Source organism: Lentimicrobium sp. S6, assembly GCF_013166635.1.
Taxonomy (GTDB): Bacteria; Bacteroidota; Bacteroidia; order Bacteroidales; family UBA12170; genus UBA12170.
In genome coordinates, this window is sequence record NZ_JABKBZ010000012.1 from 71,424 (window position 1) to 88,406 (window position 16,983).

At 33.1% G+C, this 16,983-nt stretch carries 16 protein-coding genes; 13 read left to right on the forward strand and 3 right to left on the reverse strand.

All coding sequences use genetic code 11. The features are described 5' to 3' along the window. The first annotated feature begins 46 nt into the window (after window positions 1-46). The 7 genes from HNS40_RS06440 to HNS40_RS06470 all read left to right on the forward strand — a co-directional run bounded on the left by HNS40_RS06440 (window position 47) and on the right by HNS40_RS06470 (window position 4,989). Complete coding sequence (locus HNS40_RS06440) at window positions 47-2,125, forward strand: DUF349 domain-containing protein (protein ID WP_172278865.1); 2,079 nt, start codon at window positions 47-49, stop codon at window positions 2,123-2,125. Between the two features lie 173 nt (window positions 2,126-2,298). Beyond that, on the forward strand, window positions 2,299-2,658 hold the full coding sequence (locus HNS40_RS06445; protein WP_172278867.1) for a hypothetical protein: 360 nt from the start codon (window positions 2,299-2,301) through the stop codon (window positions 2,656-2,658). Between the two features lie 3 nt (window positions 2,659-2,661). Continuing rightward, complete coding sequence (locus HNS40_RS06450) at window positions 2,662-2,847, forward strand: hypothetical protein (protein ID WP_172278869.1); 186 nt, start codon at window positions 2,662-2,664, stop codon at window positions 2,845-2,847. A 37-nt stretch (window positions 2,848-2,884) separates the two neighbouring features. Continuing rightward, a complete protein-coding gene (locus HNS40_RS06455) occupies window positions 2,885-3,415 on the forward strand; it encodes a hypothetical protein (RefSeq protein ID WP_172278871.1) in 531 nt (176 codons plus the stop codon). Window positions 3,416-3,477: 62 nt separating this feature from the next. Next, a complete protein-coding gene (locus tag HNS40_RS06460) occupies window positions 3,478-4,023 on the forward strand; it encodes an RNA polymerase sigma factor (protein WP_172278873.1) in 546 nt (181 codons plus the stop codon). A gap of 58 nt (window positions 4,024-4,081) precedes the next feature. After that, window positions 4,082-4,498 carry a hypothetical protein gene (locus tag HNS40_RS06465; protein ID WP_172278875.1) on the forward strand — a complete coding sequence of 139 codons (417 nt, stop codon included), beginning with the start codon at window positions 4,082-4,084 and terminating at the stop codon, window positions 4,496-4,498. A gap of 11 nt (window positions 4,499-4,509) precedes the next feature. Then, on the forward strand, window positions 4,510-4,989 hold the full coding sequence (locus HNS40_RS06470; RefSeq protein WP_172278877.1) for a hypothetical protein: 480 nt from the start codon (window positions 4,510-4,512) through the stop codon (window positions 4,987-4,989). On the opposite strand, the gene HNS40_RS06475 is transcribed toward HNS40_RS06470, so the two are convergent. After that, a complete protein-coding gene (locus HNS40_RS06475; RefSeq protein WP_172278879.1) occupies window positions 4,979-6,919 on the reverse strand; it encodes an OmpA family protein in 1,941 nt (646 codons plus the stop codon). The genes HNS40_RS06470 and HNS40_RS06475 overlap by 11 nt on opposite strands. 105 nt (window positions 6,920-7,024) lie before the next feature. Between HNS40_RS06475 and HNS40_RS06480 the strand changes: the two genes are divergently transcribed. Further along, window positions 7,025-7,648: a DUF4136 domain-containing protein gene (locus HNS40_RS06480; RefSeq protein WP_172278881.1), complete on the forward strand. Its 624-nt coding sequence runs from the start codon at window positions 7,025-7,027 to the stop codon at window positions 7,646-7,648. Further along, window positions 7,645-8,235: an outer membrane beta-barrel protein gene (locus HNS40_RS06485; protein WP_172278883.1), complete on the forward strand. Its 591-nt coding sequence runs from the start codon at window positions 7,645-7,647 to the stop codon at window positions 8,233-8,235. Before HNS40_RS06480 ends, HNS40_RS06485 begins: the two co-directional genes overlap by 4 nt. Window positions 8,236-8,312: 77 nt before the next feature. Here HNS40_RS06485 and HNS40_RS06490 read toward each other — a convergent pair whose 3' ends face one another. Beyond that, on the reverse strand, window positions 8,313-10,295 hold the full coding sequence (locus HNS40_RS06490; protein WP_371742922.1) for a fructose-1,6-bisphosphatase: 1,983 nt from the start codon (window positions 10,293-10,295) through the stop codon (window positions 8,313-8,315). Window positions 10,296-10,520: 225 nt separating this feature from the next. On the opposite strand from HNS40_RS06490, the gene HNS40_RS06495 reads away from it, so the two are divergent. The 4 genes from HNS40_RS06495 (at window position 10,521) to HNS40_RS06510 (ending at window position 16,481) form a co-directional block, all read left to right on the forward strand. Further along, entirely contained in the window at window positions 10,521-11,225 is a 705-nt protein-coding gene (locus HNS40_RS06495) for a hypothetical protein (protein WP_172278887.1), read from the forward strand. After that, window positions 11,218-13,515, forward strand: coding sequence for a patatin-like phospholipase family protein (locus HNS40_RS06500; RefSeq protein WP_172278889.1), 2,298 nt, complete (start codon window positions 11,218-11,220; stop codon window positions 13,513-13,515). The genes HNS40_RS06495 and HNS40_RS06500 overlap by 8 nt, the downstream gene beginning before the upstream one ends. 52 nt (window positions 13,516-13,567) lie before the next feature. After that, window positions 13,568-15,136 carry a helix-turn-helix domain-containing protein gene (locus HNS40_RS06505; RefSeq protein ID WP_172278891.1) on the forward strand — a complete coding sequence of 523 codons (1,569 nt, stop codon included), beginning with the start codon at window positions 13,568-13,570 and terminating at the stop codon, window positions 15,134-15,136. A 163-nt stretch (window positions 15,137-15,299) separates the two neighbouring features. After that, a complete protein-coding gene (locus HNS40_RS06510; RefSeq protein WP_172278893.1) occupies window positions 15,300-16,481 on the forward strand; it encodes a hypothetical protein in 1,182 nt (393 codons plus the stop codon). A gap of 197 nt (window positions 16,482-16,678) precedes the next feature. On the opposite strand, the gene HNS40_RS06515 is transcribed toward HNS40_RS06510, so the two are convergent. Next, window positions 16,679-16,888 (reverse strand): transposase domain-containing protein, encoded by a 210-nt coding sequence (locus tag HNS40_RS06515; RefSeq protein ID WP_172278895.1) that lies wholly within the window; start codon window positions 16,886-16,888, stop codon window positions 16,679-16,681. Between the last annotated feature and the right edge of the window lie 95 nt (window positions 16,889-16,983).

The window sequence follows — 16,983 nt, forward strand, 5'->3', positions numbered from 1 at the left end:
TTTCAAAATCAGCGAAGCTGGTTTTATTTATAAATTATTTAAAACAATGGAAAATAAAGAAAAACTCAATCAGAATCCTGAAGTTGTAGAAAATGCAGTTCAGGAGGAGAATTCTCCGGTTCAAGAAACAGCCGAATCAATAATTAATGAATCCAAAGACGTTAAAGCTGAAGAAGCTGAGGGCGAAGTAAAAGAAAAAGTAGAAAAAGTAGAAAAAGTAGTTGAAGTAGCTGAAGTGGTAGAAACTGTTACAGATAGTGCACCTGAAGTGATAGAAGATGTGTCTGTTGCTGTGGAAAGCACCCCCGAGGTAGCTGAAGAAGTAGCTGTTATTGCAGAGGGTACTCCTGAAATATTGGGTGAAACCTCTTCCGATGAAGAGGAAGATGATGCTCATGAAGATGAAAATGTAAGTGAAGAAACTTATCATGAACACACCCTAGAGCAATTGGTTGAAGAGATGGACAAGGTAGTTGCATCTGAATCTGTGAAAAATACTAAAAACAAAGTTGGATATATCCGTTTGGTTTTTGGTAGAAAGTTAGCTGATGTAAAGCAGGCTGCTGAAGAGAAGTTCCTTACTGAAGGAGGTATAAAAGAAGAGTATAAACCAGAGACTATTGATATAGAATATGTTTTCAATAGATCTTTTAATCAATATAAAAAGCTAAGAAGAAAACTGCGTGTAGAGCAAGATGCTATCATGGTTGAAAACTTAGCAAAGAAGAATGAGCTTTTGGAAGAGATCAGAGTTTTGGTGAGTTCTGATGAAACTTTAAAAGAAACTTACGATAAGTTTAACGAGATTCAAACTCGTTGGAAATCTATTGGGATGGTTCCTAAGACTGATATTCAGATTCTTTGGAATAATTATCATTTCTTAGTTGAAAAATTCTTTGATAAAGTTAAGATTAACAAAGAATTGCGTGATTTAGATTTGAAAAAGAATTTAGAAGCTAAAATAGCATTATGCGAAAAGGCTGAGGAATTATTAATAGAGAAATCTGTTAACAAGTCATTCAAATTATTACAAGATTATCATAACGAATGGAAAGCTATTGGCCCCGTTCCAACTTCAAATAACGAAGAGATTTGGGAAAGATTTAAAGTCGCTAGCGATAAATTAAACGATCGCAGAAAAGCCCATTATGAAGAACTGCAAGGGAAGTTAGAGGAGAATTATGAGGCGAAAAAAGCTTTATGTACAAAAGCTGAAGAACTGGTTTTAACTCCAGTTGAAACCAATAAGCAATGGACTAAAAGAACTGAAGAGATTGATGACCTGATGAAGGTATGGAAGACCTTAGGCCCTGCTCCACGAAATGTAAACGATGAGGTATGGGCTACTTTTAAAGGTATCTTAAATCAATTTTATGATGCCAAGAAGGAATTTTTTGGTTCTTTAAAAGCGGAACAACAAGATAATTATCATAAGAAATTAGATTTGGTGAAGCAATCTGAAGCTTTAAAAGATAGCACCGATTGGGGGGCTGCCACTAAAACTTTAATAAACCTTCAAAAAGAATGGAAGACTATTGGGCCAACTCCTAGAAAACATAGTGATGAAATTTGGAAGAAATTTCGTGCTGCAAATGACTTTTTCTTCGAAACTAAGGCCAAGCATTTTAAAGGTCAATTCGAAAAGGAAGATGAGAATTTGAAATTGAAACAAGATTTAATCGGAGAAATCAAAACTGCAGAATATGGGGAGGACAAGAAAGAAAACCTAGAGAAGATTAAAGTTTTCCAACGTCGCTGGACTGAGATCGGTAATGTGCCAAGAAAAGAAATGGATAAGCTCTACAAGGATTATAGAGGAGCCATTGACGAGCAGCTGAATAAACTAGATATTTCTTCTGTTGATTTTAGAAATGCTGGTTTTCGTGATCGTATTGGAGATTTGAAAAAGAATGATGATGATTATACTTTAAGAAGAGAGCGTCAGAATATTCAAAATGCCATGGATAAACTTAAAGAAGATGTTCTTCTTTGGGAAAACAATATGGGATTTTTCAGAAACTCTAAAAATGCTGATGTTTTAAAAATGGAATTTGAAAAGAAAATTAAAAAAGCAAAAGCAGATATTTTAGTTTTAAAAGAAAAAATAAAAATGATAGATAAATAGAATATCTATTCCAATTTTTTTAAAAAAAAAGCTTCGATTTATCGTGGCTTTTTTTTTATGTCCTATAGTCTGTAGTATTTACATATTATTTGATTTAATTTCTACAAAATCAGTTAAATATTTGCTTAATGTAAAACAATGTATTACATTTGTATCATAATAAATTATAAATCATGTATTTAAATTCAATAAATTCAAAAGAACAGCTTAAATCGGAATACCGAAAAAAAGCTTTGAAATTACATCCTGATTTAGGTGGCAATGAGGTTGAGTTCATCAGACTTGCTCAGGAATATAAATTCTGGAAGGATAAACTAGTTGCTCAAAGTAACGATTTAAGTAGGCTTAAGATTGGGGATACAGTTTGGGTTAATAAAACAGAATGTGAAGTTACTTATGTTGATGAAGTATCGTTTATCGCCAAAGCCAAAGGAAGAGTGAAATATGCCATCTTCGATAAGCAGACGGGTAGAGGAAAGTATAATCACCAATACAGAGCTGCCTTAATGAAAGAGTTTTTCAATAGAAAATAAACCATGAAGCAAAATAAAATAGCCACAGGGTTTAGGCTTAGTCCATCCAACTATAAGATTCTAGAATATTATCAAAAAACGCTAGGAATCAGTAAAACGAGTGTGTTAGAGTTATTACTTACTGTTGCAGCAAAAGATAAAAAGATGATGCTCAAATTGCTACAGAAGGCTGTAATGCCTGAAGATTAGTGTATATTTGAAAATTGAAATCTGAAAAATAAATATCATGATTATATTAGAAATATTAAAATATACCTTGCCTTCTGTGGTGGTTTTCCTCACTTCTTTTTATTTACTGAAACAACAAAACGAAAAAGATTTGAAGGTAAAAGAGTTGGAGGATGATATTGATAGGAGAAAAAACACCAATCAAGTGTTATTGCCTATTAGGTTACAAGCTTATGAGCGTATGACCCTTTTCTTAGAGCGCGTTCATCCTCATCAGCTAATTATTAGAAATAATAAACCAGGTTTGAATGCTATGCTGTTTCAATCCATTTTGATAAAAGCCATTAGAGATGAGTTTGAACACAACTTAAGTCAACAATTATATGTTTCTGATGTGGCATGGACAAAAGTTCAAAAGGCAAAAGAGGAGTGCATTAAGCAAATCAATTTTTCGGCTAGTAAGGTAGATTCACAATCTTCAGCCAACGACCTAGGCACATTAGTTATTCAAAATTTCTCCCATATAAATCCAAACCCTATTCAGGTCGCCATCAATCAGTTAAAATCAGATGTCCAAAAAGGCTTATAGATTTTTTTATTCCTGATTAAACTATGTTATAAATTGAACATCAAAGGACAAAACAAAATAACTTGCAGGATAAATCATCTTCTGAAATAATTAAGTTAATTCAAGATAAAGCTACAGTAGAACTGGGCTTCCGGTATATTGTATCTCAATATAAGGAGCGCTTGTATTGGTTAATTAGAAGAATGGTGGTGCATCATAGTGATGCTGAAGATGTGATGCAGAATACTTTTCTCAAAGTTTGGAAAAATATAGACAAATATAGAGGAGATGCTGAATTATATACCTGGCTTTATCGTATTGCTGTAAACGAGTCTTTGGCTTTTCTTAATCAGAAAAAAAGGCAGCAATTTAATTTAAGTGATTATGGTGAAGTTCTGAGTAGTCAGCTCGAATCAGATACTTATTTTGATGGAACAGAAGCTCAAAGAAAATTGCAAAAAGCCATATTGAAACTACCTGAACAGCAGAGACTAGTATTTAACCTTCGTTATTACGATGAAATGAAATATCAGGATATGGCAAAAATATTGGATAAAAGCGAGGGGGCATTAAAAGCAAATTATCATCACGCAGTAAAAAAAGTAGAAGAATATTTTAAGCAGTTTTAAACTATTTGTAATTTTAGCAATCATAATATACAAGGTGAAAGAAAAATTAAACATAGATATGAATCAATCAGAATTAAAAAATAATACTGGAGGTTTTAAAATGCCAGTAGGTTTTTTAGCTCATTTTGAGGAAGAAATATTGCAAAAAATACATGAAGAGGTTAAGCCTAAAAAATATAGGCCTATCATTCGGACTACATGGATGGCAATTGGTTTAAGTATTGCTGCCAGTTTAATCATTGGAATGTTTTTTATTGCTAGACAAGAAAATTCTAGTTCGCTGCAAGAGTTTAGTGAATTGGATTGGGACCAGTATGCTAGTTTCGAGGAGTCTTGGATAGTTCAAGAGTTGTCTACTACAGATGTGGTGGTGACTGATGATGAATATGCCTTGGATATAAATATGTTGATGTACGCAGGTATTACTAATGATGAAATTTTGGAAGCCTTTCAAGAACTTCCTAATGAAGAATAAAAAGGAATGATATGAAAAAAATAGCTTTTGTTTATATAGGAATATTGAGTTTACTTACTTTTAGTCTGTACGCTCAAGATGGTAGAGATGGTGAAGATTTTGAAAAGAAGTACCATTCTCAAAAAGTAGCTTATTTGACTACGGAAATGGACTTGACTCCTGAAGAATCTGCTGCATTTTGGCCACTTTATAATGCACATGAAAAAGAAAAGGGGATAATAAAGGACGAAATGAAATCTTATCGACAAGAAGTAGCCCAAAAAGATGGAGACCTATCTGAGGAAGAGGCTTTAGAAGCTCTAAAATCTTTTCAAGTGAATATGGGAAAGATGCATCAAATTGAACTATTTTACCAAAATAAATATCTAGAGGTGATTCCCGCAACCAAAGTAATTCTCTTATTGAAAGCTGAAAAAGAATTCCGTCGAGATTTGCTACGAGAACTAGCTAATAAGCGAAGACATAGAGGTGGAAGAAATACTATTGACTAACAACAATAAATTCGGTTCTTCTATTATTAGCTCTGCCTTCTTCAGTATCATTGGTATCTATAGGTTTGTCAAAGGAATATCCTTTATATGATAATCTGGATCTCGAAATTCCTTTTTCAACAAGAAAATCATATACTGCCTGTGCTCTGTGTTCAGAAAGATTTTTATTATAGTCATCACTTCCTTGATTATCAGTATGTCCCCCGATTTCTATATTGATGCTTTCGTTTTTATACAAGAACTCATATAGTTTGTTTAACTCACTATAGCTCTCCATTTTTAAGGTGCTCTTATCCAGCTCAAAGAATATATTTTTCAACACAATACTGCTTCCCATTTGAATGGGTAGTAGTGGAATATCTTTGATAAAAGGTTTTAACCGATCATAATTTTCTTTAATATAGATGGCATCTGAATAAAATAAGTATCCATCTTTCGATACGTTTACCATATAATTGTGATGAGGAGTCAAAGGCATAAAGAATTCTCCAAGGGAATTTGAATAGGTATTCTGAATCATTTTCCCAGTTTCCAAATCGATGAGTTCTATGAGAGAAGAGAGAAGTTCACCAGTTAAGGAGTCATAAACCACTCCCTTGAAATAAGTAACTGGATCGGCTTGTATTTCTTTTGGCATGATGAAAGCATATATATCTAACTCCCCAAGCCCGCCATCTCTATCTGAGGCAAAATATCCTATTTTGCCATCTGGACCAACTAAAAGACTGTTCTCATCGCTATATGTGTTTATCGGATAGCCTAGGTTGATAGGCTCTCCCCACTCATTTTGCTCGTTTTTTCTGCTCATATATATATCAGAGCCACCCATTCCTAAATGCCCTTTTGAAGAGAAATATAAGGTCTTATTGTCGGGGTGAATAAACACAGACTCCTCAGGTTCGGCGGTATTGATATTCCCAGAAATCTTTTGAGGCTTAGTCCAATATCCGTCTTCTCCTAAATTGGAAACCATAATATCGGATTCTCTTCGTGTTCCTCTATTTATTCCTCTTACAAAGTATAAAGTTTCTCCATCAGCAGAAAGGCTAGGTTGGCTCTCCCAGGAACCAGAGTTAATTGGAGGACCAAGGTTTACAGCTTGTGTCCATTTGTCGCCTCTTTTGAGGGTGAAAAACAAATCGCAACTGCCGTAACCATTTCTTCCATAACCATAATTACCATTTTGCTCACATGCTGTAAAAATCAATGTGTTTCCATCTGCAGAAATGGTCGCAGCCCCTTCGTTCATTTGAGTATTTATAGATTTACCCATATTTTGCGAAGCGTACCAAGAGCCATCTTTTCTTTTCATAGAAATATAAAAGTCCTCCTGTTGGTGCTGGCCAGCAGCTCCCAAGCGCCTAGTGTAAAGTAATACTTTTCCATCTACCGTCATGGTAGGAAAATATTCTGCATAAATACTATTTATATTTTGTCCCATATTCATGGGTTCAAATTCAACCGGATTTTGTAGGGCAATAGTGGCAAACTGACAGTTGAGAATATTTCGCTCAGAGTCAGATTTAGAATAATCGTCTATTTCTTTATAACTTAGGTATTTGGTGAGTGCTTTTTCAGCTTCTTCATATTTTCCAGAATGGATTAGGAGTTTTCCTAAAAAATAATAAGCTTGGGGATAAAAATCAGGACTAATCTCTACCGACTTTTGATAATAGAATATAGCTCTTTCAAACTCTCTCAAATCAGCATGAATATCACCCATCATTAAATAGGCTTCACAAAAATTGGGGTCGGCTTTTATTGCTTTTTCAAGTTTTTCTTCAGCCTCATAATACTGACCATAGGAAACATGGTAATTGGCTTCTTCAAACATCTTTTTTGCTTTGCCTGATTTAGTGTTTAATTTTTGACCAAAGCTGAATCCAGCCATTAATATGATAAAAACTAGAAATATGGATTTTATTCTCATTTGATATCTATTTAAAACAAAGATATATTATTTAGCTTATAAGGAAAAATAGTAAGTCGCAAAGCTTGTTAAACTTCATTATATTTGCAATAAATAATTGAAACTATGATTCGTAAATATAATTATTTTTACCTGATTGTTTTAGCGATGCTTGTATCGTCATGTTATCCAGATGCTGGGATTTCTCCTGCTGAAACAGATACAGTTAGAACTAGTTTTGTTAGTGGAACTGATTTTTCTCTTTTTACCTATTATCAAATTGCGGATAGTGTGATAAGAATAGATAATGAAGGAAATGTATACTATGAATGGATGAAATATGATGAAGCTATTTTGAATCAAGTAGATAAAAACCTACAAACAAAAGGTTATTTAAATATTGCTGATTTTCCTGATTCTATTGCTGATTTCAATGTTGTGGTGAGTGATTTGTCTGCAGTTCAAATTTCCTATTATTGGTCCTATTTTCCATATGGTAGTTATTATTGGGGAAGTGAACAGGCCAATGGCTACTACCCAATGCCTCCCCCAGATTATATGTTTGTAAGTGCTACTAGTTATATTATGGTGGATATTACAGATTCCGATCCAATATTGGTAACTGATATTCCTATTTATTGGAGAGGTATTGCTCAAGGTATTTATTCTTCAGAAATGGGAACTAGAATCACCAATAGTATAGATATCATGTTTATTCAATCATCTTATTTAAGCTGCCTAGAGATATGAGAAAGCAATTATTCATTATTTTGTTCATGGTGATAGGTGTTGCTGTTTGGGCTCAAGATGTAAAATTAACAGCAAGTTGGTCAGCAGCAATTCCTATGGGAGCTACCAATGATTATGTGAAATTCACCAGTGGGAGGGCATTCCAATTTGAATTGGATCAGAATATAAATCCAAGGTGGAGTGTAGGGGGGACTTTTGCCTGGCAAGCCTTTTTTAATAAAAGTTATACTTTCTATTTTAAAGAAAACTCTGTGATAAGTGCCACGAAAAGAAATTATATCAATGCTTTGATTTTAATGGCGAATACGAAGTACTATTTCCCAAATACTGTAAATAAACTTAGAGTATTTATTGGTGCTGAATTGGGTACTACAGCTATAGAGAATGATGAAATATATGGAATCTATAGAAAGAAAGAAATGTATTGGCATTTTGCTATTTCTCCAGTATTGGGAGTGGATATTCCCATGAACAAGGCATTAGGAATCAATATCTATTTCAAGTATTTAAATTCTTTTAAAACAAAAGAGAGTGTTCATTATTCATGGCTGAATACAGGAATTGGAATTTATTTGAAGATTCCATAAGAAAAGGGTGTGAACCAATAAAGTTCCCTTAACAAAATGTAAAGGGAACTTTATTGGTTCTTAGTATTCTATTTTTTCTATACTCTCTCTTTTACAAATCCTTTTCTGTAGGCTGATAGGAGCATTTTTAAATCTCTAATTTGGTTAAGTATATCTTTACCTATGTCGGTATCTTCTACTCGTTTTCTAGTGGCGTTAGTTTCTACAATTTTTCTACTACTAACAATGTCTACATCGTTTTTAATAGCATCCTCAATAGATTGAAACTGATTGTGCTCAACCAATACCAAGCCATAGCTATTATAAATTAGGGTATAACCACTTAATCCAGTCACTTTTTGGTAAGGTATCGACATTCCACCGTCTATTACCAAAAGTTTACCATTTGCCTTTATTGGGCTTTCGCCTTTAATAGCTTTAACAGGCACATGACCATTTACTATATGTGATATTTCTCCATCTAAACCAAAATCCTCTAGAATCATTTTACAAGTAGCCTCATCTTCGCGAAGTTTGAAATAAGAATTTTTAACTTCTGTATGCGTTTCTTTCTCCTTTACGAAATACCTTTCAAAAGTGGCCATTTTCTTTTTCCCAAATAAAGGAGATTCAGGGCCACACCATAAATACCATAAATAGTCTTTATTTACTTGGTTTTCTTCATCATTGCCTTCAAAATATGCTCTTCGGGCCATGATATCCAATTTATTAAAAAGTGCTTTGCCTTTATATTTTTTATCGCAAATAGTTAATTCTGTGAATCCTCCCTCGTCTGTCATTGGCATACATCCGTGATAGAGAAGGTTGCTGTTATAGCAGAGGTGCATGCTTCCTTTTGAATATAGTGCTTTAATATGATCTTGCAACCGATCGCTATTTAAGAATGAAATTTGAAGCATATTCATCAGCTCTCTTTCGTCTTCATTTAATTTAAAAGGATCTTTAGGATCAATAGTTGGAAAGTACTTGTCTAATAATTCGTATTTTCTACCATCAATATTGATAATACCTTTTTCGTAATCAATTTTATCTAATAATAGTCTGTCATCCATTTCAAACTGAGGATTCCTTTTGATAATTTCAGCTTCCAATTTAAATTGAATTATACTGATGGCTTTATGCATTTGTTTAACCAAATGGATACTCTTGCCATCATGTTTTCTTTCAATATTTTTAGGTTTAAAAACATCAGCAGTATCGATTCCATAATATTTCATGGCAAAAGTAGCTAATGGAAGTAAGTTGACTCCATAGGCCTCTTCTAAGGTGTCAAGGTTTTCATATCTTGCACTTATTCTCAATACTGTAGCAATATAAGCTTTAATTCCTGCAGCGGCTCCCATCCAAACAATATCGTGGTTTCCCCATTGAATATCTATCGAATGGTGCTTGGTGATGACATCCATAACTTTCTCTGCACTCGGTCCTCTATCATATATGTCACCAATAATATGTAATCTATCTATCATTAATCTCTGGATGAAATTACAAAGGGCGATAATGAAAGGTCTAGCTCTTTGAATATCTATAATTGATTTGATGATTTCATTATAATATTCTGTTTTATTTTTATCTGTTCTTTCATTTATCAATTCATCAATGATGTATGAAAAGTCATTGGGAAGAGATTTTCTAACTTTAGAACGGGTATATTTACTTGCTGCAACTCTTGCCACCATCGATAACCTTTGCAATGTAACCATGTACCATTCGTCTAAGTCTGGTTCGCTAGGGATAATAAATTCAAGCTTTTCTTCAGGATAATATATTAGTGTAGCTAAAGCAGCTTTTTCTTTAATTCTTAATGTTTTCCCGAAAATATCTTCGATTTTCCTTCTTATTACACCTGAAGCATTTCTAATAACATGGGTAAAAGTTTCATATTCTCCATGGATATCAGTAAGGAAATGTTCAGTTCCTTTTGGGAGGCGAAGTATGGCTTCAAGGTTAATGATTTCTGTACTAGCTTTCTGTATGCTTGGAAAACTATCGCTTAATAAATTTAAAAAGCGCATATCATTCTTTAATTCCTCAATAGTGAAATCGGTATATTTCATAATCTTAAGTTTATTCTGCCCTATAATTTGAATTTAGGCTTGTTAAAGGGAAAATATGGTTGATATTTATACTACAAAGCTAAGCCTATGGTTTCGTTTATAGGCTAAGTATTTCTCATAAAGTTACGTTATAATTTGTTAATCTCAAAATTTGAATAAAAATAGTGCGTTTTACTTTTCTAGAATTACTTAACTTTACAGCATCTACTAATCATAAATTCATTTTTTATGGAAAATACTGCGCTTTTTAATTTGGTTCAAAAAAAGGGAAGTTTAAAACAAAATATCTATCACAACACATGTGCTGCCTTTCAGGAGTTTAGAACACAAGCGAAGGCCTTGGCCATAGAATATGGGAAATATGAAGAAGATATTCTTGAAGAGAATAGAGTGGAATTAAGTTATGCTGATAAAGGTGATTTTGAATTTGAAATTAAGTTTGGCGGTGATGTATTGTTATTTATGATGCATTCTAATGTGTTTGAAATTCCAAGAAACCATGAGATAATGAAAACACCTTATATTGGTAAGGATAAAGCGCGTTCTTATGGAGGCTTAATTCATATCTATAATTTTCTGGCCGATTCTTTTAAATATGGTCGTGAAAACGATGCTGGATATCTTATTGGAAGAATAATGGTGAATAAAGAGAATCATTACTTTATTGAAGGCAAAAAAGAAATAGGCATGATTTATCATAATTTCGAAAGCTCTGTTTTAGATCAAAAAGCCATTGCTAAAATTATTAGTTCCTCTATTGAGTATACTGTCAATTTCGATTTACTTGTTCCTCCATATGAAAAAGTGACCTATATTTCTGTGGTGGACATTTTACGAAGAGCTCAAAGTAATGGATTAAGTACTGGAAAAAGACTAGGTTTTAAATTTCAAGCCGATGAGAAAGAAATCAAAGGCCAACTAAAAGATGATTAAGAGAAATCTATTCATATTAGTTCTAGTTTTATATAGTGTTTTATCCTACTCACAAAAGAAAACAGCCTTGGTTTTGAGCGGAGGAGGATCACGAGCTGTTGCTCATATAGGAGCCATTAGAGCATTAGAAGAGCAACAAGTAAAAATTGATTATATAGTTGGGGTTTCTATGGGTGCCTTTGTAGGTGCTATGTATGCCAGTGGAATGACTCCCGACGAAATGGAAGCCTTTTTCTTAAATAATGACGTGGAAGCTTGGGTTAATGAGAATAAGGATTCAATGCAACAAAATCTTTTTATGCAAGATGATGAAGATGCTTCACTGGTATCTATAGATTTTGATATTAATAAGAAAGGGGTGAAGTATAGTGTTCCTACTCATTTTATATCAGCTAATCGTCTTAATTTTGAATTGATGAAAATGCTGTCACCAAGTTGTGTAGCTGCTCATAATGATTTCGATCGATTGATGATTCCCTTTAGATGTGTGGCTACAAATATTGATAAAAATAAATTGGTGGTTTTAAAAGAGGGTTCTTTATGTCGATCAGTAAGAGCAAGTATGACTTTCCCTTTTTTATTAGACCCTATTAGAATAGATAGTGCCTTGTTATTTGATGGAGGAATGATGGATAATTTACCAGTTACAACTGCTATCGAAGAGTTTAAGCCCGATATTATTATCGGTTCCAAAGCTGCTGGAAATTATGATCCACCTAGTGAGGACGATTTGCTTTCTATTATTCAGAATATGTTGACCAAAGACACTGATTTTACAACTCAAGGTAAAGAAGGATTTGTACTGGAGATGGATTTGCCAAGTTTAGATATTGTAGATTTTTCTCAATCAAGAATTATTATTGACTCTGCATATATTCAAATGAAAAGACAATTAAAAGCTCATCAAAATGTCAGCTATTTGATGATTGAACCATACGATTTAGCATCAAAAAGAGTGTCTTTTGATGACAAAAAACCTATTTTAATAGTTGATACTGTAACAGCTGTTTTGGCAAAGCAAGGAAATAATGAATATGTAAATTCTAATTTGAAGCGTCGAAAACCGATTACTTCATACCAGGATATTGAAGAAGATTTTTTTAGAAAGACGGCCAATCCTTCTTACAAACGAGTACTGGCCTCTATGCCATATAATTATAAATTAGGTAGTTATAAATTGGTCTATCATTTGCAAGAAAGTAACCCTTATTCAGTTGATTTTGGTGGTAATATTTCTTCTTCTAACCTGACTCAAGCCTATCTCAAGTTAGCTTATCAAAATGTAGGAAAAAATAGGTTTAGCTCTTATTTGAATGGTTATTTTGGGCAGTTTTACCGTTCTGTAAAAGGAAATGTTAGAATTGATATACCTGGAAAGTACCCTATAGCTTTTCAAGCTTCTGGAACTTTTAATCAAAAGAATTATTTTCGAGGACAGACCTATTTTTTTGAGGAAGAAGAACCATCATATTTAAAAGTGGATGAGCGATTTTTTGAAATGTGTTTTAGTACTCCTTTGTCTCCGGTAGGTAAGTTGTTTGCTTCCTTGAGTTTAGGTACTGATGCCTATCGCTATTATCAAAATAATAATTTCACAGAAATTGACACTTCAGATAAAACAAATATTGAATATGTAAGTCCTTCAGTAGGGATAGCAATCAATAGCTTAAATAAAAAACAATTTGCGAATAGAGGATTGTCATTAAGTGTAAGTTTACGGTATGTTAGTGGTTTAGAGAAATATTACCCAGGTAGTACTTCTTCAAAGAATACAACTTTGCAATTGAGCTCAAGTAATTATAATTACCTAAAGCTGAGTATAGATTACGTGAATTATTTTCTTCATCATAATAAGATCCATTTTGGTGGAGCTTTAAAGGCTTCTTTTAGCAATCAACCTTTCTTGAATAATTATACTTCTAGTATTTTGTCGGCTGAGCAATATTCTCCCACTACAGAATCAAAAGCTTTATTTATGCCAAACTATAGAGCATATAATTCAGCAGCTCTTGGCCTAATATTGTCGTTTGATATATTAAATAGGTTGGATTGGAGAACTGAGGCTCACTACTATCAGCCTTATCAGAGGATCTTATCCAATGAAAAGCAAGAAGCATATTTTGAAACAAAACTATCATCAAAATATGTTGTACTTAGTACTGCATTCATTTATGATACCAGAATAGGTCCATTAAGTTTACATTTAAATTATTATGAGGATTCTTCCGACCCATGGAATTTAATGTTCACTTTTGGATATGTTATTTTTAATCGTATGTCTCTTGAATAATTCTTTAGAGAAATGTAAATCTTTTAGGATATTTGCCACAAACATTTAAACAATGAAATTTATTAAAAACCAAATATTATTTTCTCTCAGTTTGTTGATTACGCTTAGTATTTCCACAATATTTTTATTACAACTGAAGGAAGAGTTTTTTCCTGATAAACAAATCCAGATTATTGCAGATATATATACCAAAGATTTTGAAAAAACGGCAAATGAAGTAGAAAGTACGCTGTCTATCATAAGGGCTCAAATTGATTCTACTCATTTTTCTGGTTTAAATTTAGATCAAAAAGCAGCTTTTTTGATTGAGCATATACAGAGTAATGCTAAAGTGAGTGGGTTAATGATTTTAGAACATTCTGGCAGATTTAGTTTATTACAGCATGAGAAAAATAGTTTTGTTTTTGCCACTGATAGTGCTTCAAAAATAGATAATGTAAAATGGTATCGATTAGATAAAATAGGCAATGTTCACAATACATGGACTATGGCTTTAGGTATGGAGCTTGATATTTTAACTTGGGGTGAGGAAGTATTTAATGAGTCTTATCGTTATAGAACTCCTTTGTGGACATCGAGTGGACAGATTCTAGGCCTAAAAAATGGTGGATTGGCTACTCATATTACTTGGCCATCTCAAACGAATGGTCAGTTAATAACTTGTATTGCTGTTTTAGATCAGAATACAATGGTTACCAATATTCCTTCTTCTATGAAAGATAATTTTCAAAGCTTTATTGTGAATCTTAAAGGTGTGGAGATACCTTTTCAAGGACAGTCACAAACGGGTATAGACAGTACTTGGAAGTTTGATGTTTTTAATAAAGCAAAAAAAAGTTGGAATATTACTGGTTCTATGATTCCGGGAACATTTAATTTTGTTTATAATGGTGATGTATGGTGGAGTCAATCGTATAAAGTGAATATCAAAGGAGTAAATGCCACTGTGTTAAGTGTGAATGAAAGTGCTTTGTATTATACAAGTTTTATGGATCATGTTTTTGAGATTAGTATCATTATTGCTTTATTGGTTCTTACTATCATTTTGTTTTTTAGAGGGAGAAAGAATAGTTATATGAGTTTAGATGAGTTCGTTAAAACTCAAAATACTGATAAACATGCAAGTGAACTTATTACTTTAGGTGAGAATGATCATTTGGAATTTAAATCCTCTTTTAGGTGGGATTATCAGTTAAGTGTGGTCAATAAGGAGTTAGAAGGAGTGATAGCAAAAAGTATAGCTGCTTTTAGCAATGCAAGAGGAGGTACGCTACTTATTGGAGTTGATGATGATGGGAATGTTTTGGGTTTAGAGAAAGATATCAATACCTTGAAAAGAAAAGATTTAGACTTTTTCGAAAATACCTTGAGAGCATTTTTAAATAAATCATTTACTGTTTCTTTTGTTACCCAAAACTTAGAAATTAAATTTCCAGTGATAGATCAAAAAGCCATTTGTAGAATAAATGTTTCTGCAAGTCAAGACCCTATTTTTATTGAAATAACAAAAAATAGTAAAAAAAGTGAGCGTTTTTATCTTCGTTCAGGCAATACATCTCAGGAAATCACTTCCTTAAGTGAAATTAATAATTATGTTAAAGATAGATTCACTGATAAATGAAGGTGATTGTCCATAAAATGGATTTAGTCTGTTTGTTGCAAAAAAATCAGGGGTGGTATAATGTATAGAATATCAATGGGATAAGATTTGAAAGCTTCATTGGTATAATTTATGATGTTATTGATTCGCAACTAAAATTGCGAATTACTTTTAATGTAATAATATGAAAGAATATATTTTGTTTTTAAGCCTAGCATTCCTTTTCTTCTTTTCTTCTTGTGAAAAGAAAGAAGAAATTAAAAATGAGAATGTGATTAATAATGAAACCGAATTTACATTTGAAAAATCTCAAGAAGAATTAGATGCTAGGATAGAGTTGGTGAATCAGCCTGTGTTATTTAATAATGATAAATCTACTGTAGACCTAAGCTATACTTGGGTTGCCAATATTTTGCCTATTACATCTGGAGGACATACACTAAGTGCATCTTCAGTTGATGGGTTTGATGGTTCTGTATATGTTGGGTGGCACGCAAGAGGAGAGAATATTGTTGGCGAGTTGTCGGTTATTTCTTTAAATGATCAAGATAATCCTGTGATGACTCAGTATGCTTCATTTGTAAATCAAGAAATGAATGATATTGAAGTGAAAGCAAATGTCGGAAGGTTATTTGTGGCTGGACAAGCTAAAAAGAATATGAGTGGGGCTAGTGTAGGTGATAAAAATGCATTTACTCAAGGATGGAATATCGACCCAGTTACTGGTTATGTTGGTAATATGGTGTGGGAAAACTATCTTCTTGGATATTCTGCTAACTCCATTACCTATGTGGCCAATCAAACTGTATGGGTGAGCAAAGGTTCACAAGGTGGCTTAACTGTTTTTCACGACTATGATACTGAAGATGTAAAACTAGATATGGATATAAATAATGCCAAGCATTTTGATGCTACTGGTGACTATGGTGTCTTGCTTTATGGAGTTGGTTTTAATGAATCTGTTTTGCGTGTTTGGGATATGTCAAATTTATATAGTGATTATGTTGAATATACTATTCCTTATGACGTGACAAGCCTAGGTAAAAATTCTGTAGAGGTAAATTATAACTATGCTTATCTAGCCATGGGTAATGATGGTATTATTAAAGTTGATTTAACCAATGGTAATGTTGTTCATCAATTTGATTATGAAAATGGCGGGTATGCCAATGGAGTTTATGTGGATTGGAGATATATATATGCTGCTTATGGCGCTGATGGACTTTTCGTATTAGATAAAGAAACTTTTGAAGTTCTTGGAAACTGGAATTTCGATGGTTCTTGTAATTATGTAAAGAAAATTGGTAATTATCTTTATTTAGCCAATGGTGATGAAGATGGATTGATAGTTCTTAGAAAAAATTAAAGGGAATATATGTTTGCTCTAATTAGCTGAAGGTTTTTATGAAAATATACAAGACTTGTGTGTTTGATAAATGTATCCCCACTGCTAAATAGACCTTGTCTTCTCAAGAGAACTATATTTTAATATTTTGGGGTAAGATTTGTATCCCCACTACCAACTACAGCCCTAGCCTTTAGCAAACCAATAGGACTGATAGATTACATTTTAGTATTTTGGGGCAATAATTCGTGAAGCCTATTCACTTTGTATTCAGGAATGATATTGAGAACATGCTTGAGCCAGTCAAATGGGTTAATATTGTTTTTCTTGCAAGTTCCGAAGAAAGAATAAAACATGGCGGCTCTCTGAGCTCCTCTTTCGGAGCCAGCAAACAAGTTGGATATAACGGTCCTAACAGTGCCAGCCATTCCGGCAGGTCAGTGCCAGTCATTCCGGCGTATTAGTGCCACTTATTTCGGTTCTAACAGTGCCAGTGTTCCGGTTCTAATTGTGCCATCATTTC